This window comes from Streptomyces sp. HUAS YS2 (assembly GCF_033343995.1).
In the GTDB taxonomy this organism is placed as follows: domain Bacteria; phylum Actinomycetota; class Actinomycetes; order Streptomycetales; family Streptomycetaceae; genus Streptomyces; species Streptomyces solicathayae.
On sequence record NZ_CP137573.1, the window covers coordinates 2398449 to 2420180 of the forward strand.

Genomic DNA, 21732 nt, shown 5'->3' on the forward strand with positions numbered 1-21732 from the left:
GCTTGCCTCCGGCATACCCACGAGAGCGACCAATCCCTGAGTTCGTGTACCGAAAGTAATCCTACGATCACCCCCTCGGCCATGGCGATTCAAGAAACGCCACCATTCGCCACCCCTACGGGGGAACCCGCCGCCCACGGAACGCGATTCACTTGACATGCGACGATCCGGGGTCGATGCACGGTTGCGCACGGCGGCGTGCGCCAGGCATCGCACCACCCCTCCCGTTTCCGCGCGCCACGTCACCCGGACGAGTCCGGGCCCGGACGCGACGGAGCGTCACAGGGGCACTCCGGCTCGTAACCACCGGCGAGTTCGACCCGTTGGAGGGGGCATGGGCTTCACGATCGGCGGCATTCGTGAGATGCGGTCCGGCTCACGGCGGCGCGGCCGCACCACAGAGTGCACAGCGGTGGCCGAGTACACCGGACTGTGGGGATGGGACGTCGTCCCGGGGGCGCGGGCCGCGTCCGGCAGGTGCTCCTGCGGCGATCCCACATGTACGGCGCCGGGGGCGCATCCGCTCCCGTACGCACCGGCGGTCCCGGCGGGCGCGGGCCTGGACGACGCGACCAAGGCATGGTCGGAGTATCCCGGGGCGGCGCTGCTGCTGCCGGTGGGACGGTCCTTCGACGTGATCGAGGTGGCCGAGGCGGCCGGCCGCCGGGCTCTGGTCCGGCTGGAGCGGATGGGTCTCCCGCTGGGGCCGGTCTGTGTGACGCCGACCGGGCGGGCGCAGTTCTTCGTCGCGCCGGGCGCCGCGGTGGAGCTGCCGCAGCTGCTGTACCGAATGGGCTGGGACGACGCCGGCCTGGACCTGCACGGCCTCGGCGGGGGCACGCACATCACGGCGCCGCCGTCGGACCTGGGCGGCCTCGGTCCGGTGCGCTGGCTGCGACCGCCCGCCCTGGACACGGCGGGCACGCCGCCGCAGGCGCGGCTGCTGGTGGGCACGCTGGCGTACATCTGCCACCGCAGCCACGCATAGAACACGGAGAGACGCGAAGGGCCCCGCCGTTGTGGCGGGGCCCTTCTCCTGTCTCGTCCGCGGGCGTCAGTCGCCGATCAGGGCGTCGACGAAGGCGCCGGGCTCGAACGGGGCCAGGTCGTCCGGACCCTCACCCAGGCCGATCAGCTTGACCGGGACGCCGAGTTCGCGCTGGACCGCGACGACGATGCCACCCTTGGCGGTGCCGTCGAGCTTGGTGAGCACGATGCCGGTGATGTCGACGACCTCGGCGAAGACGCGGGCCTGGATCAGGCCGTTCTGGCCGGTGGTGGCGTCGAGGACGAGAAGCACCTCGTCCAGCGGACCGTGCTTCTCGACGACCCGCTTGACCTTGCCGAGCTCGTCCATGAGACCGGTCTTGGTGTGCAGCCGGCCGGCGGTGTCGATGAGGACGACGTCGGCGTTCTCGGCGATGCCCTCCTTGACCGCGTCGTACGCGATCGACGCCGGGTCGCCGCCCTCGGGACCGCGCACGGTCCGGGCGCCGACGCGCTCGCCCCAGGTCTGGAGCTGGTCTGCGGCGGCCGCACGGAAGGTGTCGGCGGCGCCGAGGACGACGGACTTGCCGTCGGCGACGAGGACCCGGGCGAGCTTGCCGGTGGTGGTGGTCTTGCCGGTGCCGTTGACGCCGACGACCATCACGACGCCCGGGGTGCCCGGGTCGCTCTCGGTCTTCACCGAGCGGTCGAAGTCGGTGCCGACGAGGGCGACCAGCTCCTCGCGGAGCAGGGTGCGCAGCTCCTCGGGGGTGCGGGTGCCGAGGACCTTCACGCGCTCGCGGAGCCGGTCGACCAGCTCGGTGGTGGGGGCGACGCCGACGTCGGCGGTGAGGAGGGTCTCCTCGATCTCCTCCCACGTGTCCTCGTCGAGGTGCTCGCGGGACAGCAGCGTGAGCAGCCCCTTGCCGAGCGAGTTCTGCGAGCGGGCGAGCCGGGCGCGGAGCCGGACGAGACGCCCGGCGGTCGGCTCGGGCACCTCGATCTCGGGCGCGGCCTCGGCGAGCGGCTCCTCGACGACCGGGGCCTCGGCCTCGGCGGCCGGGAGGCCGACCTCCTCGATGGTGCGGCGTGGTTCTTCCCGCGGCGCCTCCGCCTCTTCGCCGACGTGCGGTTCGGCGGGCGGGGCGGTGATGGTCGGCGTGGCGGACGGCGGCTCGGCCGGCGGCAGCTGCTTCTTCTTGCGACCGCTGATCACGAGCCCGCTGGTCACGGCGACCGCGACGACCAGAGCGATGACTACAGCAAGGATGATTTCCATAACCCGACCAGTATCAGCCACGGGCGGACGGAACGCGGCGTGCGACAGCCGTTTCCATCTGACGCCACGTCAGCTAAGGTCCCCCTCCACGAAGCGCACCGGCCGCCCACCGCGGAGGGGAACCCATGCCGTTCACCGTCGTCCGGTTCAATCTCGTCGATCCGCACGCCACCCCCGAGTCCCTCGCGGAGCGCTACCGCGCCGCCCTGGACATGGCCGCGTACCTGGACGAGCAGGGTGTCGACACCGTGCAGACGGAGGAGCACCACGGCGCCGAGAACAACTGGCTGCCCTCCCCCTTCGCCTTCGCCGCCGGTGTCTTCGGGGCCACCAGGCGCATCGCGGTCACCGTCTCCGCGATCATCGGGCCGCTGCACGACCCGCTGCGGCTCGCGGAGGAGATCGCCGTCCTGGACCTGATGAGCCGGGGCCGCCTGGTCACCGTCGCGGGCATCGGGTACCGGCCGGAGGAGTACGAGGCGCTCGGCGTCGACTGGGGGCGGCGCGGCAAGCTGCAGGACCTGCTCCTGGAGACGCTGCTGCGGGCCTGGACCGGCGAGCCGTTCACGTACCAGGGCCGTACGGTGCGGGTGACCCCGCGCCCGTACACCCGCCCGCACCCGCTGCTGCTGGTCGGCGGCTCGTCGAGGGCCGCGGCCCGGCGCGCAGCGCGGCTCGGGCTGCCGCTCTTCCCCAGCGCGCACCTGCCGGAGCTGGCGACGTACTACACGGAGCGCTGCGCGGAGTACGGGACCGAGGGCTGGACGATGATGCCCGGCGAGGAGACCCCGCTGCTGCACCTGTCGGAGGACCCGGACAGGACCTGGGCCGAGTACGGCGAGCACTTCCTGCACGAGGCACGGACGTACGCGTCCTGGCAGTCGAAGGACATCACCTCGGCCGTGAGGTCGGGGGCGTCGACCGTGGCGGAGCTGCGGGCCGAGGGCGTGTACCGGATCGTCACGCCGGACGAGTGCGTGGCGCTCGGGCAGCGCCTGGAGAGCCTGGTCTTCCATCCGCTGTGCGGCGGGATGCCGGTGGAGGAGGGCTGGCGCAGCATGCGACTGCTCTGCGAGAGCGCACTGCCCCGGCTCAAGGCATCGGGCCAGGAACCGGGGCAGTGACGTAGAGGAGAGGGGCAGCGGGGATTAGCCCATCTCCTCCAACGCCTTGCCCTTCGTCTCCTTGACGTACCGCAGCACGAAGGGGATCGAGAGCACGGCGAAGACCGTGTAGATCACGTAGGTGCCGGACAGGTTCCAGTCGGCGAGCGACGGGAAGCTGGCCGTGATGGCCCAGTTGGCGATCCACTGCGCGGACGCGGCGACGCCGAGCGCGGCGGCGCGGATCCGGTTGGGGAACATCTCGCCGAGGAAGACCCAGACCACCACGCCCCAGGAGAGGGCGAAGAAGAGCACGAAGACGTGGGCGGCGACGAGCGCCACGACGCCCTGCGCGGTGGGCAGCTTGCCGTCGACGAGATCGGCCGAGAACGCCCAGGCCTCGAAGGCGAGCGCGATCGCCATGCCGACGGAGCCGACGAGCGCCAGCGGCTTGCGGCCCACCCGGTCGACCAGGACCATCGCGATCACGGTGCCGACGATGTTGATGATCGACGTGGTGAACGAGTAGAAGAACGAGCTCGACGGGTCGATGCCGACGGACTGCCAGAGCGTCGAGGAGTAGTAGAAGGCGACGTTGATGCCGACCAGCTGCTGGAAGACCGAGAGTCCGATGCCGACCCAGACGATGGGCAGCAGCTTGAAGCGGCTGCCGGCGACCAGCAGGTCCTTGAAGGTGGACTTGTGCTCGCTGCGCATCGCCAGCTCGATCTCGGCGACGCGGTGGTCGAGGTCGACGCCGTGGCCCTCGACCTCGGCGAGCACCTCCTTGGCCCGGTCGGTCTTCCCTACGGAGATCAGGAAGCGCGGCGACTCGGGGATCGCGAAGGAGAGCAGGCCGTAGAGCAGGGCGGGCACGACCATGACGCCGAGCATCCACTGCCAGGCCTCCAGGCCGCCGATCTCGCCACGCTGGTCGCCGTCGGCGAGCTGCAGGATCCCGTAGTTGACGAGCTGGGAGACGGCGATGCCGATGACGATGGCGGCCTGCTGGAAGGAGCCGAGCCGGCCGCGGTAGGCGGCGGGGGCGACCTCGGCGATGTACGCGGGGCCGATCACCGAGGCCATGCCGATGGCGAAGCCGCCGATGATCCGCCAGAAGGCGAGGTCCCACAGCGCGAACGGGAGCGCGGAGCCGACGGCGCTGATGGAGAACAGCACGGCGGAGATCTGCATGCAGCGGATGCGGCCGATGCGGTCGGCCATCCGGCCGGCGGTCGCGGCGCCGATGGCACAGCCGATCAGGGCGATGGCGATGACCTGCGCGAGGGTGCCGGAGCCGATGTCGTACCGGTCGCGGATCGCCTCGACGGCGCCGTTGATGACGGAGCTGTCGTAACCGAAGAGGAAACCGCCCATGGCCGCGGAGGCCGTGATGAAGATGACGTGTCCGAGATGGTCCGGATGGGCGGCCCGGCCCTCCGAGGGCGGCGGCGTGGGGGCCTTCGCGGCACTGGTCACATGGACTCCTGGGGCCCGGGCGGCGTCGCCGGGGGTGGGGGGCGAGCCCTTCAAGTGGCGCACAACTTCACGCCGCCCACCACTTGAAGGTAAAAGCAACGTTGCAGAGACTATTCCTTCAAGTTTCGAAGTCAATACCCGGGATCGAATGAGCCGCAGAGTTCCCCTCGGGACTGGATGTTCAAGTCTTGAACATACTCTCGGATGCGGGCCGTGTGTGGGCTCAGCGCAGCCGCTGGCTGATGACCTTCGAGACGCCGTCGCCCTGCATGGACACCCCGTACAGCGCGTCCGCGACCTCCATCGTCCGCTTCTGGTGCGTGATCACGATCAGCTGGGAGGACTCCTGGAGTTCCTGCATGATCCGGATCAGCCGCTGGAGGTTGGTGTCGTCGAGCGCCGCCTCGACCTCGTCCATCACGTAGAACGGGCTGGGCCGGGCCTTGAAGATGGAGACCAGCAGCGCCACGGCGGTCAGCGAGCGCTCGCCACCGGACAACAGCGACAGCCGCTTGACCTTCTTGCCCGGCGGGCGGGCCTCGACGTCGACACCGGTGGTGAGCATGTTGTCCGGATCGGTCAGGACGAGCCGGCCCTCGCCGCCGGGGAACAGCCGGGAGAAGACGCCCTCGAACTCGCGGGCGGTGTCCCGGTACGCCTCCGTGAAGACCTGCTCGACCCGCTCGTCGACCTCCTTCACCACCTGAAGGAGGTCGGTACGGGTCTTCTTCAGGTCCTCCAGCTGCTCGGAGAGGAACTTGTGGCGTTCCTCCAGCGCCGCGAACTCCTCCAGGGCGAGCGGATTCACCTTTCCGAGCTGCTGGTACGCCCGTTCGGCCGCCTTGAGCCGCTTCTCCTGCTCCGCGCGGACGAACGGGCGGGGCTGGTTGCGCGGGTGGTCGGGGTCCTCGGGCAGCTCCTCGCCCTCGGCGGGCGGGGCCGGCGGTACGAGCTGGTCGGGGCCGTACTCGGAGACCAGCCCGGCCGGTTCGACGCCCAGTTCCTCCAGGGCCTTGGTCTCCAGCTGCTCGATCCGCATCCGCTTCTCGGCGCCGAGGACCTCGCCCCGGTGGACCGAGTCGGTCAGCTTGTCGAGTTCGGCCTTCAGGTCGCGGCCCTGGGCGCGGGCGGCGGCGAGCCCCTGCTCGCGGGCCGCCTTCGCGGCCTCGGCGAGGGCCCGTTCCTGCTCGGCCCGGACCACGGAGACCTCGACGTGCGCGAGGAGGGTACGGGTGCCGGCCGCGACGGCGGCGGCGACCTCGGCCTCGTGGCGCAGCCGGGCGCGGCGCTGTTCGGCGCGGGCCCGGGCCTCGCGCTCGGCGCGGGCGCCGCGGTCGAGGGAGTCTGCCCGGCCGGCCAGGCCCTTGACCCGCTCCTCGTGGGTACGGACCTGGAGCCGGGCCTCCATCTCGGTCTGGCGGGCGTTGGCGCCGTCGGCGGCGAGCCGGTCGCGGACGGAGGTGTCGGGCTCCTCCTCCGCCGGGGACTCCTCCGCGACGAGCAGCCGCTCCGTCAGTTCCTCGGCGTCGATGAGGGCCTTGTCCAGGGCCTCCTGCGCGCGGGTCGCCGCGGCGGCGGCCCGCTCGGCCTCGCCGGCCGCGCCGCGGGCCTGCCCGGCGAGGCGGCCGAGCCGCTGGGCGACCGCGGACTTCTCCCGGTCGGCGGTACGGCGCCGCTCCCCCAGCTCCTCGACGAGCCCGGCGGCGGCGCGGCGCCGCTCGACCGCGGCCTCCTGCGCCTCGGCCAGCTCCGCGCAGCGCACGGCCAGCTCGGCCAGCTCGGCCGCGGCCTCGTCCACGGACGCCTGCACTTCGAGCAGACTGGGCGCGCCGGCGGAGCCACCCTGCGCGAAGTGCGCCCCGAGCAGATCCCCCTCTGCAGTGACGGCGGTGACCCCGGGCCGCGCGTAAACGACCTCCTCGGCCTCCTCCAGCGTCCCGACGACAACGATCCCATCGAGCAACCGCCACACGGAACCGAGGAGTTCGCCGGGACCCCGCACGTACTGGGCGACGGGCGCGGGGGCGAGGGCAGGCGTTCCGCCGGCCACGGAGCCGGACCCCGCCGGCACGGCAGCCGATGCGTCCGGCCCGCCCTGCGCGGGCGCGCGGGTCTCGCCGCGATCGACCGATCCGGCCGGCGTACCGGCCGCCGGGTCACCGGCCACGGAGCCGGACCCCGGCGCGACCGCGCCCACGGAGGGCCGGCCGCCGTCGGCGGCGGCGTGCGCCTGCCCCGCCGGGGCCGCGTCAGGCGCTGCCGGCACGGCAGCCGACGCGTCCGGGCCGCCCTGCGCGGGCGCGCGGGTCTCGCCGCGATCGGCCGACCCGGCCGGCGTACCGGCGGCCGGGTCGCCGGCCACGGAGTCGGATCCTGGCGCGGCCTCGGCCGCCGAGGGCCGAGCGCCCTCGGCGGCATCGTGCGCCGGCCCGCCGGTCGGCCCTGCCGTGCGGCCGGCGGCCTCGCCGTCCGCGCGCTCGGGCTCCGGCCACTCCGTGCCTGTCACCAGGAGGGCCGCTCGGCCGCCGTCCTGTTTGCGCAGGAGGCGGATCGCTTCCGCCGCCGCTCGTGGGTCCGCGACCGCGACGGCGTCGGCGGCCGCGCCGAGGGCGGCGGCGACCGGGACCTCGAAGCCGGGGGTCACCGTCAGGAGTTCGGCGGCCGGGCCGAGCAGGCCGGTCAGGGTGTCGCGGGCGGCGAGCAGCGCGCCCGTACCGTCCTTGCGGCGCAGGCCGAGCGCGAGGGCCTCGTGGCGGGCCTGGGTCGCGGCGCGGCGGCGTTCGGCCGCGGTCGTCGCCTCGCGGGCGGCGGTCAGCGCGGACTCGGCGTCGGCGAGGGCGCCGCGGGCGGCCTCGTGCCGCTCGCCCAGCTCGGTGTCGTCCGCGTCGAGCCCGTCGACCTCCGCCTTGAGCTGCTCGTACTCCTCCTGGGCCGCCTCCGCCCGCTCCGCCGCCTCGTCGCGCGCCGCGGCGAGCCGGTCGATCTCGGCCTGCGCGGACGCGGCCCGTGAACGGGCCGCGTTGACCTGCCCGTGCAGCCGGGCCAGGCCCTCGCGCCGGTCGGCGATCGCCCGCGCCGCGTCCTTGAGCCGGCGTTCCTCGACCGCGAGTTCGCGCTCCAGTTCGGCGCGGTGGGCGACGGTGTCCTCCAGGGCCCGTTCCGCCGCCTCCAGCGCGGCCTCGAGCTCCGCCTCCTGCTCGCGGATCCGGGCGGCCTCGCGCTCCATGTCCTCCGGGTCGCGGCCCCGCCGCTCCTCCGCGGGCTGCGCGGTGGCACTCTTCACCCGCGCGTCGGCCAGCGAGATCGTGCCGCGTACCCGCTCGGCGAGCTGGGAGAGTTCGTACCAGGTCTGCTGGGCGCGCTGGAGACGAGGCGCGAGCCGCCGCACCTCGTCCTCGAGTTCGGCCTCGCGGGACTGCGCGGCCCGCAGCTCCGCCTCGACGCTCTCCTTGCGGGCGAGCAGCGCTGCCTCGTCGGCGACCTCGGCGCTGAGCGCCTCGCGGAGCCGGACGAGGTCGTCGGCGAGCAGCCGCAGCCGCGCGTCGCGCAGGTCGGCCTGGATGACGGCGGCGCGGCGGGCGACGGCCGCCTGCCGGCCGAGCGGCTTGAGCTGCCGGCGCAGTTCGTCGGTGAGGTCCTGGACGCGCGCGAGGTTCGCCTGCATCGCGTCGAGCTTCCTCAGCGCCTTCTCTTTCCGCTTGCGGTGCTTGAGGACGCCGGCCGCCTCCTCGATGAAGGCGCGCCGGCCGGTCGGGTCGGCGTGCAGGACGGAGTCCAGCTGGCCCTGGCCGACGATGACGTGCATCTCGCGGCCGATGCCGGAGTCGGAGAGGAGGTCCTGGATGTCGAGCAGCCGGCAGGTGTCGCCGTTGATCTGGTACTCGCTGCTGCCGCCCCGGAACATGATCCGGGTGATGGTGACCTCGGCGTAGTCGATGGGCAGCGCGCCGTCGGAATTGTCGATCGTCAGCGAGACCTCGGCGCGGCCGAGCGGCGGCCGGCCGGTCGTGCCGGCGAAGATGACGTCCTCCATCTTCCCGCCGCGCAGCGACTTCGCGCCCTGCTCGCCCATGACCCAGGACAGCGCGTCCACCACGTTGGACTTGCCGGATCCGTTCGGCCCGACGACGCACGTGATGCCGGGTTCGAACCTCAGCGTGGTGGCCGAGGCGAACGACTTGAACCCGCGCAGGGTCAGGGCCTTGAGATGCACGCCCCCGGACTCTACCTGGCACCTCGCGTTTCACCCATGAAGGTGCAGGGCAGATCAGTCGGTAAGCCCGGGCGAACGTCCGGTGAACGGGGGTGTCGGGGGGCTCGGACAAGAAAGAAGGGACGCCGGGGCGTCCCTTGCATATTCTCGCGATGCGATGAGCGTGAGTGTTTCTCACCTGCGCCCAGGTGAGGGGGCAGCTGGTACATCAGGTGAGCGCAGGCTCCGCCTTGGGTACGTCGAGGTCGAGCTGAGCGGCGGCAGCGTTGAGCGCGTCGTTCTCGGACTGGATCCGAACGAGCTCGGATTCGAGGTCCTGGACGCGCTGCTGGAGCCGTCGCATCTCGGCGAGGAGTCGCGGGTCGGAGCCGCCGACGTAACCGAGAAGCGCCTTTGCCATGATGGATGGTCCTCCACACTGAGTGACCGACCGAAGCGGTGTGGGTCGTGAGGGATTCGCACCCGCGGTGCTCGGCAGTACATCTTGTCGTGCCGGTTCTTACTGCCAAACAGCTAAGGTGCGCGGGGCTTCCAGAGTCTCACCAAAAAGTTTGACGGTCAACACGATCACGCCCCGTATCAACGGGCGACCGGGGGGTCCGCGGCCGCAACTACATGCGGCGGCGCCTCGCAACTCGGTGCCCGGGGGGCGTGGAGATCATCCTTCCTCGCGCAGCCTGGCACGGCAAGTGTTTCTTGGCAATCACCAGGTCGTTTCCGTCCCAGGGGGCGCACGCGGCGGGCGCGCGGGGAGGCGCACGAACCCGCCCGAGGGCCGTGGTGGACCCGCCGGGCGGAGTACGTCCGTCAAGATCGTCAGCGCACGGCGAAGCCGTCGTAGCCGCCGCGCGGGGTGTCCCAGATCTCAGTGACCCCGTCGACGCGGCCGGGCGTGTCGTCGGAGCGCAGCCACTCCAGCAGACGGTGGCAATTCTCACTCGGGCCCTCGGCCACGACCTGCACCCGCCCGTCGTCGAGGTTCAGCGCGAAGCCGACGAGGCCGCCGATCTCCAGAGCGTTTGCCCTGGTGAACCATCGGAAGCCCACTCCCTGTACTCGGCCGCGTACCCAGGCGGTGAGCCGCACATCTTCGTTCATGGCTGCACGCTAACCGTCCAATTCCACACGGAGCACCCCGCCCCCACGCGTCATGGCGTACAGTCCCCACGCATTGGAGCTCACCCGTTCGGGCGTGTCCGATTGACAGTCGCACACAAGCGATCACGAGGTAGGCAGAACAGGAAGGCAGAGCGGATGGGACGCCATCGACGGAAGCGCGGGATACCCGTGCGCACCGGGCTGCTCGGCGCCTCCGCCGCGGTGGCGGTCGGCGCCGTCGCGGTCGCCTCGGGCCTGCTGCCCGGCGGCGACACGTTCGACGTGGGCAGCGCGGACAACACGGCTCAGGCACAGCGGCGGGACACGGCGGAGCTGCTGACCCAGCAGGGCGGCACGAGCGCGACGCCGTCGCAGGAGAGCCAGGCCACGCGGGGCGCGGGAAGCACGTCCCCCAGCGCGAAGCCCAAGCCGACCCCGACCCCGACCCCCACCCCGACAAAGCCGACCCCGTCCGCGACGCCGACCAAGCCGGCCCCGAAGCCGACGAGGACCGCGACGCCGAAGCCTCAGCCGAAGCCCGAGCAGACGCGGGAGACGCAGAAGCCCGTCGAGCGCACCGTCCCGGTCCAGGCGGCCCGCGACGTCGCCGCCGAGGCCGAGGTGCTGCGCCTGGTCAACGCCGAGCGCGCCAAGGTGGGCTGCACCCCGGTCCAGGCGAGCGCCTCGCTGTCCCGGCTGGCGGGCGCGTTCAGCGCCGACATGGCGAACCGCGCGTTCTTCGACCACACCGACCCCGACGGCGACACCCCCTGGGACCGCGCCGAGCAGGCGGGCATCACCGGCCTGGGCGGCGAGAACATCGCCCGCGGCCAGGTCGACGCGGCCGCGGTGATGAAGGCCTGGATGAACAGCGACGGTCACCGCGCCAACATCCTGAACTGCGACTACACCTCCCTCGGCGTCGGCGTCCATTTCGCCGACGGCGGCCCCTGGTGGACCCAGGACTTCGGCTTCTGAGATTTCCGCAGGTCAGTGCCGGGCGGCCCCGAGGCACCCCGGACGCACGTGAGCCCCCTGCCTGTGCATGCAGGCCAGGGGGCTTTCGCTTGTCGGTGAGTTCGGGTCGGGTGTCAGTTGTGTCCGCGAGGGGCGTGGCCTGCGGGGTTCTGGTTCTCGGTGTCCTGCGTCAGACCGCCACCGGTGCAGCTGGGCTGCTGGCCACCTGGTTGCTGGCCACCGTTGTTGGTACAGGAAATGTCGGTAGGAGTGATCTTGGCCTGGGCGACGTTTGCTCCGCCCACCCCGAGTGCGAACGCTGCGGCCGTCGCGGCTATCGCCGCGCCAACCCTCTTCGATGTCATCCCGGTCATGACGGACTCAGCCTCCGGAGTTTCTCGCTTTGCGGCAGAGCGATCCGGACTGTCGCATCGATCAAGATCAAGCCTTCTCAGGTCGGCTGTGCAATGTCAAGCCATTCGGGGCGATTGTGACAAAAGTAGCGAACTCCCCTAAATCGCAGGTGAAGGGCCCCGAGAGCCGACGGGCGTCGCGGAGCCGTCCCCGGGGCGGATCCCCAAACGGACGCTCACTCCTGGTGAGCGCTGTGCGGTCGTAAGCTGGGGAGCATGACGGACGCTCTCGTATTCGACGTGTTCGCGCGGGGGTGCACCTCGCGCGAGACGCTGGAGCATGCGACCGGGCGGTGGGGGGCGCTCACGCTGGCCGCGCTGCACGAGGGCTCGTTCCGGTTCAACGAGCTGCGCCGCCGGGTCGACGGCGTCAGCGAGAAGATGCTCGCGCAGACCCTGCACGCCCTGGAGCGCGACGGCCTGGTGCACCGGGAGGCGCAGCCGGTGAATCCGCCGCGGGTCGACTACCGGCTGACGCCGCTCGGCGAGGATGTCGCGGAGCGGCTGACGGCGCTGATCGGGCTGGTCGAGGGCCGTATGCCGGAGGTCCTCGCGGCCAGGCGGACCTACGACGAGGCCCACGCGGACTAGGCGCTCGCGCGGGGCGGCCGCTGGCAGCGCGGGCAGAAGTAGCTCGACCGGTTCATCCACGGCCGGCGCCGCATCGGGGTCCCGCACCTGCGGCAGGGCTCGTCCTCGCGCCCGTACGCGTCCAGGGACCGGTCGAAGTAGCCGGACTCGCCGTTCACGTTGACGTAGAGGCTGTCGAAGCTGGTGCCGCCGGCGGCGAGCGCCGCGTTCATCACGTCCCGTACATGGCCGAGGAGTTCGGCCGAGCGCGGGCGGGTGAGGGTCGCGGTCGGCCGCTCGTAGTGCAGCTTGGACCGCCACAGCGCCTCGTCCGCGTAGATGTTGCCGACCCCGCTGATCAGCGACTGGTCGAGCAGCGCGCGCTTGACGGTGGTGCGGCGCAGCCGCAGCGCGGCCTGGAACGCGGCGTCGTCGAACGCCGGGTCCAGCGGGTCGCGGGCGATGTGCGCGATGACGTCCGGCAGGCCGTCCGGGGTGTTGTCGTGCAGCGACAGGCCGCCGAAGGTCCGCTGGTCGACGAAGCGCAGCTCGGTCCCGGCCGCGCCCGCGGCGGAGCCGCTGTCGGAATCCGTGAACCGCACCCTGATCCGCAGGTGCTTCTCGTCGGGCGCGTCGCTCGGCTGCACCAGCAGCTGGCCGCTCATCCCGAGGTGCCCGAGGACCGAGCTGTCCGTGTCGGCGAGCGGGATCCAGAGGTACTTGCCCCGGCGCATCGCCGTGCCGAGCCGGTGCCCGGTCAGCCGGGCCGCGAAGTCCACGCCGCCCGCCGGGTGCCGGCGCACGGCCCGCGGGTGCAGCACCTCGACCTCGGCGACGGTCCGTCCCGCGACCCATCGCTCAAGACCCCGGCGTACGACCTCCACCTCGGGCAGCTCGGGCACGGGGACTCCTCCGAAGGGGTGACGGGTTCGCTGCCCGCAGCCTACCGCCGGCCCGCGGGCCCCCGGAAAACAGCTCCGCCCGCCCCGGGGATCCGGGACGGGCGGGATGTTCGAAGGAAGAGCGGGTCAGGCCGAGGGAAGATCGGCGGGCTTCGGCGCCCCGCCGTCCTGCTCGGACCCTGCGGCCTCGTCGGCCGCGGCCTTCGCCGCCGCCGCCTGCCGCTCGGTCGCGGCGGCCTTGATGGCCGTCCAGGCCGACTCGGCGGCCTGCTGCTCCGCTTCCTTCTTGCTGCGGCCGGTGCCGGTGCCGTACGAGACACCACCGACGCGGGCGGCAGCAGTGAAGGTCTTCTCGTGGTCCGGACCCTCCTCGCTGACGAGGTACTCCGGGACACCGAGACCCTCGGCCGCGGTCAGTTCCTGGAGACTGGTCTTCCAGTCCAGGCCTGCGCCGAGGTTCGAGGACTTCTCGATCAGCGGGTCGAAGAGCCGGTGCACCAGCTCGGACGCCGCGTCGAGACCCTGGTCGAGATAGACCGCGCCGATCACCGCTTCGAGGGTGTCGGCGAGGATGGACGCCTTGTCCCTGCCCCCGGTGCCCTCTTCGCCCCGGCCGAGCCGGATGAAGGAGCCGAGTTCGAGGCCGCGACCGACCTCCGCCAGCGCACGCGAATTGACCACCGCGGCCCGCAGCTTGGCCAGCTGGCCCTCGGGCAGGTCGGGGTGGGTGCGATACAGCGTGTCCGTGACCACCAGGCCGAGCACGGAGTCCCCGAGGAACTCGAGCCGCTCGTTGGTGGGCAGGCCGCCGTTCTCGTACGCGTACGAGCGGTGGGTCAGCGCACGCACCAGAAGGGCGGACTCGAGCTGATACCCGAGCCGCCCTTCCAGAAGCGTGTGGGACGAGGCTGTGTTGACGTGGTCAGACATCGTGCCTCTCACCAGCCACTCAGACCGAGAGGACCTGGCGCTTGTTGTAGGTGCCGCAGCTCGGGCACGCGATGTGCTGCTGCTTCGGCTCCTGGCAACGCTCACACGAAACCAGGGTGGGGACCGCAGCCTTCCACTGCGACCGGCGGTGGCGCGTGTTGCTGCGCGACATCTTCCGCTTCGGAACAGCCACGGCTACTTCTCCTGCTTCTCGGCGGCGCTTCGGACGTCCCCGTCAGAGGCTTTGCCGCTCATGTTGTCCTTCTCATCGGTTCCCAGCGAACCGGCGAGTCCCTGCAGTGCCGCCCAACGGATGTCGACGGCGTCGTGGTGGTGGTCCGGGTTGTCGTTCAGGTTGATTCCGCACTCGGAACACAGACCTTCACAGTCCTCCCGGCACACCGGCTGCATCGGCAGTGCGAGCACCACCGCATCCCGCAGCACGGGTTCGAGGTCGAACATGCCGTCCTCGAGGGGGATCATGTCCTCGTCGTCCTCGGCTTCGTCACCCGCGGCCGCCTTGGAGCGGCCCCGGTCGTCGGAGTCGGGGTACGAGAACATCTCCTGGAAGTCCACGTCGAGGTCGAGCTCGACGGGCTCCAGACACCTTACGCACTCCCCCTCGGCCGATGCACGGGCGGTGCCTGTGACAAGCACCCCTTCCATGACCGACTCCAGGCGGAGCTGCAGCTCGACGGGCGTGCCCTGCGGCACCCCGACGACCCCTTCGACACCGAGGTCGCGAGGCGCCTCGACCGAACGCGAGATCCGCTGCATGGCACCAGGACGCCGCCCCAGCTCGTGCGTGTCGAACACGAGGGGGTTGCGGTGGTCGAGGCGCGTGCTCAGGGCTCTTCCTGCTTTCGGAATCGTGTGGGGGCTGCCGCGCTCGCATGAAGCGGGCAGCGCGGATCGCGGGCATACGCGCGACCGAAGGGCCAGGATACTGGACGCTTCGCTCAGGGCCCAATCCGGGCCTACTGCCCCTGTTCGTAGCGGCGCAGCTGCTCCAGGTCGATCATGCCGGTGTCGAAGAAGCTGGTCTCGTCCAGCGAGCCGGCCTGCGGCTGGTGCTGCGGCTGCTGCTGTTGGTAGCCGTACGGATCGGGCTGCTGGTGCTGCGCAGCATAGGGCGCGGCATAAGCCGCTCCGGTGGAGCCGTCGCCTGCGACGGAGTAAGGATCGGCCTGCTGGTAGGCGTACGGATCCTGCGCAGCATAGGGCGCGGCGTAAGCCGCTCCGGTGGAGCCGTTGCCTGCAACGGAGTACGCGTCCTGCGCCGGGGCCTGCTGCGCCGCGTACCCGTACGGATCGGGCTGCTGCGCGGGGATCTGCGCCGGCTGGGGCTCCGGGTCGGCCAGCTCGGCGAGGCCGGCCAGGTAGTCCGCGTCGCTGGTGTGCACCGCGCCGGCCGCGTCCTGGGCGGCCATGTGCGCGCCGAGCTCGTCGGTGGCGATCCGGCCGTGCAGCTTCTGCCGACCGCGGCCGACGGCCTCCAGGGTCTTGCTGAGGACCGCCTCGAAGGCGCCCAGCTTGGCGTCCACGTACTCGTCGGCCCGCTGGATCAGGGTCTGCGGGTCGGCGGTGTACTCCGGGGCGTCCTCGTCGGCGTAGCCGTGCTCGTCCAGGCCGGGGCCGCGGCCGAGGAGCTTCTCCCGGCCGCGGTCGACGGAGCCGATGGTCTTGTTGAGGACGACCTCGAAGTTGGCGAGCTTGGAGTCGACGTAGTCGTCGGCCTCGGCGCGGATCTCTTCCGCCTCCCGGCGGGCGTCGGTGAGGATCCGGTCGGCCTCGTCCTGGGACTGCCGGGCGACCTGGGTGTCGGAGACGAGCGAGCCGCGTTCGGCATGGGCGGCCTCGATGATCCGCTCGGCCTCCAGGCGGGCCTGCTCGACCATCTGCTCCCGGCCGCCGATCAGCTCCTGGGCCTGGGCCAGCGAGCCGGGCAGAGCCTGCCGCACCTCTTCGAGCATGGCGAGCAGTTCGGCGCGGTTGACCACGCAGGACGCCGACATGGGCATGGAGCGGGCGCTCTGTACGGCCGAGACGATCTCGTCGAGCTTCTTCTGCACGTCCACCTGGTGCTCGCCACTCTCTACAGCTGGATGGAGACGGACGGGACGACTGTAAGGGCAGTCGGCGCCGCTCCGACACCGGGTGACGGACTGTCAGCGGTCGTTGCGCTCCGCGAGCCGCTCGGTCAGCCGGGACAGCACGGCCGGCGGTACGAGGTGGGAGACGTCGCCGCCCCAGGCCGCGACCTCCTTGACCAGGGAGGACGACAGGAAGCTGTACGTCGGGTTGGTGGGCACGAACAGCGTCTCGACCCCGGACAGGCCGTTGTTCATCTGCGCCATCTGGAGCTCGTAGTCGAAGTCGCTGACGGCCCGCAGGCCCTTCACGATGGCCGGGATGTCGCGCTGCTTGCAGAAGTCGACCAGGAGCCCGTGGAAGGCCTCCACCTCGACGTTGCCGAAGTCGGCGGTGACCTCGCGGATGAGCTCGATCCGCTCGTCGACGGTGAACAGCCCCTGCTTGGACTGGTTGATCATCACCGCGACGTGCACGACGTCGTACAGCTTGGAGGCGCGGGCGATGATGTCGAGATGTCCGTTGGTGATGGGGTCGAATGACCCGGGACAAACGGCGCGGCGCAACTTGGGTCCCTCGCTCTCCGGTCCGGTCATCGTGCGTCTTCGCACGTAGAGGCGGCGCGACCGTACCAAAACGTTCCCTCGCCGTAGCGACGGGCCCGCAGCGGCTCGAAACCGGCCGGCCAGAGGAATTCCCCGCCTCTGGTGCTGCGCTCCACGGTGACGACGGCGTCGCCGGTGAGCCAGCCCCCCGAGCGGAGTGTGAGCAGTATCTCGCGAAGATCGTCGTCGGAGACGGCGTACGGCGGGTCGAGGAAGACCAGGTCATAAGGGGCGCCGGGCGGCGGACCCGTCACGATCTGTTCCGCTTTGCCGGTACGGGCGTCGGCACCGGGCAGCCCGAGCGAGCGGACGTTCTCCCGCACGGTCCGAGCGGCCCGCTGGTCGGCCTCGACGAGCAGCGCGTGGGCAGCGCCCCGCGAAAGGGCCTCCAGGCCGACGGCGCCGGACCCGGCGTACAGATCGGCCACACGCACGCCCTCCAGCGTGCCGAGGAGTGCCTCCCAGGTGGAGAACAGGCCCTCACGCGCCCGGTCGGAGGTGGGTCGGGTGCCGGTGCCCGGCGGCACGGCGAGGCGGCGTCCGCCGGCGGTGCCGGCGATCACGCGGGTCATCTGAGGTCCTGTCCTTGGCGGGGATCTGTGCCTCCACGATAGGCCGCGGTCACCCCTTCTCCAGGAACTCCTCCCGCTCCTTGTCGAGAAGCGCGTCCAGAGCGACGCGCAGCTCCGGATGGGACGCGAGCTCCGGATCCGCCGCGACGACGGCGGTGGCCTCCTCGCGGGCCGCCGCGATGACGTCCTCGTCGTCGATGACGGCGAGCATCCGCAGACTGGACTTCACCCCCGACTGCGCCTGCCCCAGCACATCACCCTCGCGCCGCTGTTCCAGGTCGATCCGGGACAGCTCGAACCCGTCCAACGTCGAAGCGACAGCACCCAGCCGCTGCCGGGCCGGCGAGGCCTCGGGCATCTCCGTCACCAACAGACACAACCCCGCCGCGGCCCCACGCCCGACCCGCCCCCGCAACTGATGAAGCTGGGAGACCCCGAAGCGATCCGCATCCATGATCACCATGGCGGTGGCATTGGGCACGTTCACGCCCACCTCGATGACCGTCGTGGCCACCAGCACATCGACTTCGCCGCCGGCGAACCGCCGCATCACCGAGTCCTTGTCATCGGGATGCATACGCCCGTGGAGGACCTCCACCCGCAGCCCGGCCAGCGGCCCGGCGGCCAGCTTCTCGGCGACCTCCAAGACGGCGAGCGGCGGCCGCTTCTCGGCCTCGTCCTCGGCCGAGGGCTTCCGCTTCGGCTCCTCCTCGTCACCGATCCGAGGACATACGACATAGGCCTGATGCCCGCTCTCGACCTCCTCCCGCACCCGCTCCCAGGCCCGGGCGAGGAAATGCGGCTTGTCCGCCGCGGGCACCACATGACTGGCGATGGGCGACCGCCCGGCCGGCAACTGATCGAGAACGGACGTCTCCAGATCCCCGAACACCGTCATGGCGACGGTCCGAGGAATGGGAGTGGCGGTCATCACCAACAGATGCGGCGGCTGCTTCCCCTTCCCCCGCAGCGCGTCCCGCTGCTCCACCCCGAACCGATGCTGCTCATCGACGACAACGAGCCCCAGATCGTGGAACTGGACCTTGTCCTCGATGAGCGCGTGAGTGCCGATGACGATCCCGGCCTCACCGGTGACCAGATCGAGAAGCGCCTGCCGCCGCGCCGCAGCGCCCATGGACCCGGTGAGCAGCACGACCTTGGTGGCGTGCTCGACCCCGCCGAGCATCCCGCCCTCGGCGAGCTCGCCCATCATCTCGGTGACGGACCGATGGTGTTGCTGCGCGAGCACCTCGGTAGGCGCCAACATCGCGGCCTGCCCCCCGGCATCGACGACAGCGAGCATGGCCCGCAGCGCGACCATGGTCTTTCCGCTACCGACCTCGCCCTGCAGAAGCCGATGCATCGGATGCTCAGTGGCGAGATCACCGAAGATCTCGCGGGACACGTTCTGCTGCCCCTCCGTCAACGTGAACGGCAGCTTGGCGTCGAAGGCGGAGAGCAACCCGTCCTCGGCCGGTCTCCGCGCGACGGCGGGCAGTTGACCGTCCGCATGCCGCCGCCGAGCCAGCGCCACCTGGAGGACGAACGCCTCGTCCCACTTGAGCCGCTCCCGAGCCTCCTCGATGTCGGCCTTGGTCCGAGGCCGGTGAACCTTCCGCAGCGCATCCGCCAGCTCGGCGAGTCCCCGCCCCTCCCGCAAGGTGGTCGGCAGGGGATCGACGGCCTCGACGACACTGGGCAACGCCGCATCGACGGCCTTGGCGATCTTCCAGGACTCCAGCTTGGTCGTGGCGGGATAGATCGGAATGAGCGCCCCGGCCCAGGCGTCCACGTCCTCGTCACCATCGCCCCGAAGCAGCTCATAGGCAGGATGAGCGAGCTGCAGCTTCCGGTTGAACAGCGACACCTTCCCGGCGAACATGGCCCGGGTCCCCGGCAGCAGCTCCTTGTGCGGCTTGTGCACGCCCTTCCCGAAGAAGACCAGCTGCACCCGCCCGCTGCCGTCCGTGATCGTCACCTCGAGCCGCTGCCCCCGCCCCCGGGCCCCGTTGAAGGTGTGCAGACGGGCCTCGGCGACCTGCGCGACCACGGTCACATGCTCGTCGAGCGGCAGCTCGGACAGGGCGGTCAGCTCACCCCGCTCGGCATACCGCCGCGGATAGTGATGCAGCAGGTCCCCGACCGTATGCAGGTCGAGGGCCTCGGCCATGACCTTGGCGGTGGGAGGGCCGAGGACCTTCTTGAGGGGTTCGTCGAGCGCAGGCACGGTTCCATTCCACACCACAGGACCGACAACCAAGGGGTGCCACGGACGGGAGCGGGGGACGTGGAGGGGGTCGCGTTCGGGACGTAAAGCGTGATTTGTGGCGCTTCGAACGAAACGCTCACCGAGCAGCAAACTCGCACGCGCCGTAGATCGTGCAGTCCCGAATGCGACCCCGGAACGTCCCGCGCGACACCACAGACCGGCACCGACACGCACCCCACCGGCGCCTACTCGACCCCGATCAGCAACGCCGGCGCCCCCGGCCCGGCCGGATACACCGTGGTGTCGACGGCCAGATACATGCGCCGCACATGCGATTCCAGGGCCTCCGCGAGCGCCTCCGGAGCCCCCTCCCCCACGACCAGCGTGACGAGTTCACCACCGGCCGACAGCATCCGGTCCAGGACCGTCCGCGCGGTCTCCGTCACGTCCTGGCCGATGACGGCCACATCCCCCTCGATGAGCCCGAGCACGTCCCCGGCCTGGCACACACCCGCCGACGTGAACGACTGCCGTTCGGCGACGGCGAGTTCGGCGTACCGGGTGGCGCCCGCCGCCGCCGTCATCGCGACGACGTCCTCGTCGAACCGCCGGTCGGGTTCGTGGACGGCGAGCGCCGCGATGCCCTGGACGGCGGCCCGGGTAGGGATGAGCGCGACCCGGACGCCCTCGGCCCGGGCCTGCTCGGCCGCCGCGGCCGCCGTGTGCCGCAGGTCGGCGTCGTTGGGCAGCAGTACGACCTCGCGGGCGTGCGCCCGGCGGATCGCCTCGACGAGGTCCCCGCTCGCCGGCGGCTCCCCCGGCTTCGCCAGGACCGTCGTCGCGCCGGCCTCGGCGCACAGCCCGGCGAGCCCCTCGCCGGGCAGCACGGCGACGACCGCCCGCTGCGCCGGCTCCGCCTCCCCGGCGGCCGCCGCCGCCGCGAAGTGCGTGATCCGGATCCGGTACGGCCGCCCCGCCTCCACGCCCGCCTCGACGGCCGCCCCCGCGTCGTCGACGTGGACGTGCACGTTCCACAGCCCGTCCCCGCCGACGACGACGAGCGATTCGCCGAGCGCGTCGAGCCGGGCCCGGAGCGGCTCGACCGCCGCGTCCTCCGCCTCCAGGAGGTAGATCACCTCGAAGGCCGGCCCGCCCTCCGCCGTGCAGTCCTCATCGACGGCCACGACCGGCCGGTGCGCGGCCGCGAGCGGGGCCGGCGCCTCGCCGGACAGCGCCTCCACGAGCGCCCCGAGCACCATCACCAGACCGCGCCCACCGGCGTCCACGACGCCCGCGCGTTCGAGCACGGCCAATTGCCCGGGCGTCGCCTCCAAGGCCGTCCGGGCACCCTCGTACGCCCTCCTGGCCACCGGTACGAGCTCCCCGCCGCCCGAGCACGCGGCGGCCGCGGCCGTGGCCACGCTCAGGATGGTGCCCTCGACGGGATGGGCCACGGCCTGCCGGGCCGCGTCGGCGGCCGTGGTGAGGGCGCGGGCGAGGTGATCCCCGTCACGCCCGGCGGCCAGCACCGCCGTCATACCCCGCAGCAGCTGCGACAGGATGGTCCCGGAGTTCCCGCGCGCTCCGAGCAGCGCGCCGTGCGCCATGAGCCGTACCGCCTCGGGGGCATCGGGGGCGGCGCCGTCGGTGAAGGCCGCGTCCAGCGCGCGGGCCGCGGACTCGACGGTCAGATACAGATTGGTGCCGGTGTCCCCGTCCGCGACGGGGTAGACGTTGATCGCGTCGATCGCCTCGCGCTCCCGGCCCAGCGCCGCCAGTGACAGGGAGCACCAGCTCCGGACCGCTGCGGCGTCGAGGGTTTGCGCGGTCTGCGGCACCTGGTGATCCTCCTGCTGGACGGCCTTGGGGCGGCGGGCTGTTCCGCAGGGTAGCCCCGGGCGGCACCCGGGCCGGGGGCGGGGCCCGGGGTGGACATGGTAGTTTCGTTCCACGGGAGCAGCCGTTGTATGCTGCTTCGGTTGCCCGGCAGAAGTCGGGCCATTCCCCGGCAAGCCACTTCAGATCTCTGATTCCGGTGCGCCGGATTTCACTGTAAATCTGAAGTCTTTGGAGTGACCCGTGGCTGCCAACTGCGACGTCTGCGGCAAGGGGCCGGGCTTCGGCAACAACATTTCGCACTCGCACCGCCGTACGTCTCGTCGCTGGAACCCGAACATCCAGCGCGTGCGTGCCGTGGTCGGTCGGACGCCGAAGCGGCTCAACGTCTGCACCTCGTGCATCAAGGCCGGCAAGGTCTCGCGCTAACGCCGACGTTTCGTCGTAGCGCAGCCCCTGCGGTTGCCTTGAAAGGCCGGTTCACCTAG

The 21732-nt window shown here is 71.6% G+C and carries 19 protein-coding genes; 5 read left to right on the top strand and 14 right to left on the bottom strand.

What is annotated here, in order from left to right; genetic code table 11:
* Positions 1–334: 334 nt before the first annotated feature.
* On the top strand, positions 335–988 hold the full coding sequence (locus tag R2D22_RS10720; protein WP_318102866.1) for a bifunctional DNA primase/polymerase: 654 nt from the start codon (positions 335–337) through the stop codon (positions 986–988).
* Positions 989–1054: 66 nt separating this feature from the next.
* Here R2D22_RS10720 and ftsY read toward each other — a convergent pair whose 3' ends face one another.
* Complete coding sequence (ftsY, locus tag R2D22_RS10725) at positions 1055–2266, bottom strand: signal recognition particle-docking protein FtsY (RefSeq protein WP_318102867.1); 1212 nt, start codon at positions 2264–2266, stop codon at positions 1055–1057.
* A gap of 125 nt (positions 2267–2391) precedes the next feature.
* Here ftsY and R2D22_RS10730 point away from each other — a divergent pair, with 125 nt between their 5' ends.
* Positions 2392–3390 (top strand): LLM class flavin-dependent oxidoreductase, encoded by a 999-nt coding sequence (locus R2D22_RS10730; RefSeq protein ID WP_318102868.1) that lies wholly within the window; start codon positions 2392–2394, stop codon positions 3388–3390.
* 24 nt (positions 3391–3414) lie between these two features.
* On the opposite strand, the gene R2D22_RS10735 is transcribed toward R2D22_RS10730, so the two are convergent.
* From R2D22_RS10735 to R2D22_RS10750, 4 genes are all read right to left on the bottom strand, one after another.
* Positions 3415–4848, bottom strand: a complete 1434-nt coding sequence (locus tag R2D22_RS10735) for a sugar porter family MFS transporter (protein WP_318102869.1) — start codon at positions 4846–4848, stop codon at positions 3415–3417.
* Between the two features lie 223 nt (positions 4849–5071).
* Positions 5072–9061 carry an AAA family ATPase gene (locus R2D22_RS10740; RefSeq protein ID WP_318102870.1) on the bottom strand — a complete coding sequence of 1330 codons (3990 nt, stop codon included), beginning with the start codon at positions 9059–9061 and terminating at the stop codon, positions 5072–5074.
* 208 nt (positions 9062–9269) lie between these two features.
* Positions 9270–9461, bottom strand: coding sequence for a hypothetical protein (locus R2D22_RS10745; protein ID WP_318102871.1), 192 nt, complete (start codon positions 9459–9461; stop codon positions 9270–9272).
* A gap of 416 nt (positions 9462–9877) precedes the next feature.
* Positions 9878–10159, bottom strand: a complete 282-nt coding sequence (locus R2D22_RS10750) for an acylphosphatase (protein ID WP_318102872.1) — start codon at positions 10157–10159, stop codon at positions 9878–9880.
* Between the two features lie 156 nt (positions 10160–10315).
* On the opposite strand from R2D22_RS10750, the gene R2D22_RS10755 reads away from it, so the two are divergent.
* Complete coding sequence (locus R2D22_RS10755) at positions 10316–11137, top strand: CAP domain-containing protein (protein WP_318102873.1); 822 nt, start codon at positions 10316–10318, stop codon at positions 11135–11137.
* Between the two features lie 608 nt (positions 11138–11745).
* Positions 11746–12120, top strand: coding sequence for a winged helix-turn-helix transcriptional regulator (locus R2D22_RS10760; protein ID WP_318102874.1), 375 nt, complete (start codon positions 11746–11748; stop codon positions 12118–12120).
* Here R2D22_RS10760 and mutM read toward each other — a convergent pair.
* From mutM to R2D22_RS10805, 9 genes are all read right to left on the bottom strand, one after another.
* Positions 12117–13001, bottom strand: a complete 885-nt coding sequence (mutM, locus tag R2D22_RS10765) for a bifunctional DNA-formamidopyrimidine glycosylase/DNA-(apurinic or apyrimidinic site) lyase (RefSeq protein WP_318102875.1) — start codon at positions 12999–13001, stop codon at positions 12117–12119. The genes R2D22_RS10760 and mutM overlap by 4 nt on opposite strands.
* 126 nt (positions 13002–13127) lie before the next feature.
* Positions 13128–13931, bottom strand: coding sequence for a ribonuclease III (rnc, locus tag R2D22_RS10770; RefSeq protein WP_318102876.1), 804 nt, complete (start codon positions 13929–13931; stop codon positions 13128–13130).
* A gap of 19 nt (positions 13932–13950) precedes the next feature.
* Positions 13951–14124, bottom strand: a complete 174-nt coding sequence (gene rpmF, locus R2D22_RS10775; protein ID WP_030496967.1) for a 50S ribosomal protein L32 — start codon at positions 14122–14124, stop codon at positions 13951–13953.
* A 2-nt stretch (positions 14125–14126) separates the two neighbouring features.
* Positions 14127–14780, bottom strand: a complete 654-nt coding sequence (locus R2D22_RS10780; protein WP_318109692.1) for a YceD family protein — start codon at positions 14778–14780, stop codon at positions 14127–14129.
* A gap of 128 nt (positions 14781–14908) precedes the next feature.
* The gene (locus tag R2D22_RS10785) at positions 14909–16009 is read right to left on the bottom strand and encodes an ATP synthase F0 subunit B (RefSeq protein ID WP_318102877.1); all 1101 of its coding nucleotides are present in this window, start codon (positions 16007–16009) and stop codon (positions 14909–14911) included.
* 90 nt (positions 16010–16099) lie between these two features.
* Positions 16100–16588: a pantetheine-phosphate adenylyltransferase gene (coaD, locus tag R2D22_RS10790; RefSeq protein ID WP_318109694.1), complete on the bottom strand. Its 489-nt coding sequence runs from the start codon at positions 16586–16588 to the stop codon at positions 16100–16102.
* A 26-nt stretch (positions 16589–16614) separates the two neighbouring features.
* On the bottom strand, positions 16615–17199 hold the full coding sequence (rsmD, locus tag R2D22_RS10795) for a 16S rRNA (guanine(966)-N(2))-methyltransferase RsmD (RefSeq protein ID WP_318102878.1): 585 nt from the start codon (positions 17197–17199) through the stop codon (positions 16615–16617).
* A 49-nt stretch (positions 17200–17248) separates the two neighbouring features.
* Complete coding sequence (gene recG, locus R2D22_RS10800; RefSeq protein WP_318109696.1) at positions 17249–19369, bottom strand: ATP-dependent DNA helicase RecG; 2121 nt, start codon at positions 19367–19369, stop codon at positions 17249–17251.
* A gap of 284 nt (positions 19370–19653) precedes the next feature.
* Positions 19654–21246, bottom strand: coding sequence for a DAK2 domain-containing protein (locus tag R2D22_RS10805; RefSeq protein ID WP_318102879.1), 1593 nt, complete (start codon positions 21244–21246; stop codon positions 19654–19656).
* A 241-nt stretch (positions 21247–21487) separates the two neighbouring features.
* On the opposite strand from R2D22_RS10805, the gene rpmB reads away from it, so the two are divergent.
* Positions 21488–21673 (top strand): 50S ribosomal protein L28, encoded by a 186-nt coding sequence (rpmB, locus tag R2D22_RS10810; protein WP_003957616.1) that lies wholly within the window; start codon positions 21488–21490, stop codon positions 21671–21673.
* Positions 21674–21732: the final 59 nt, after the last annotated feature.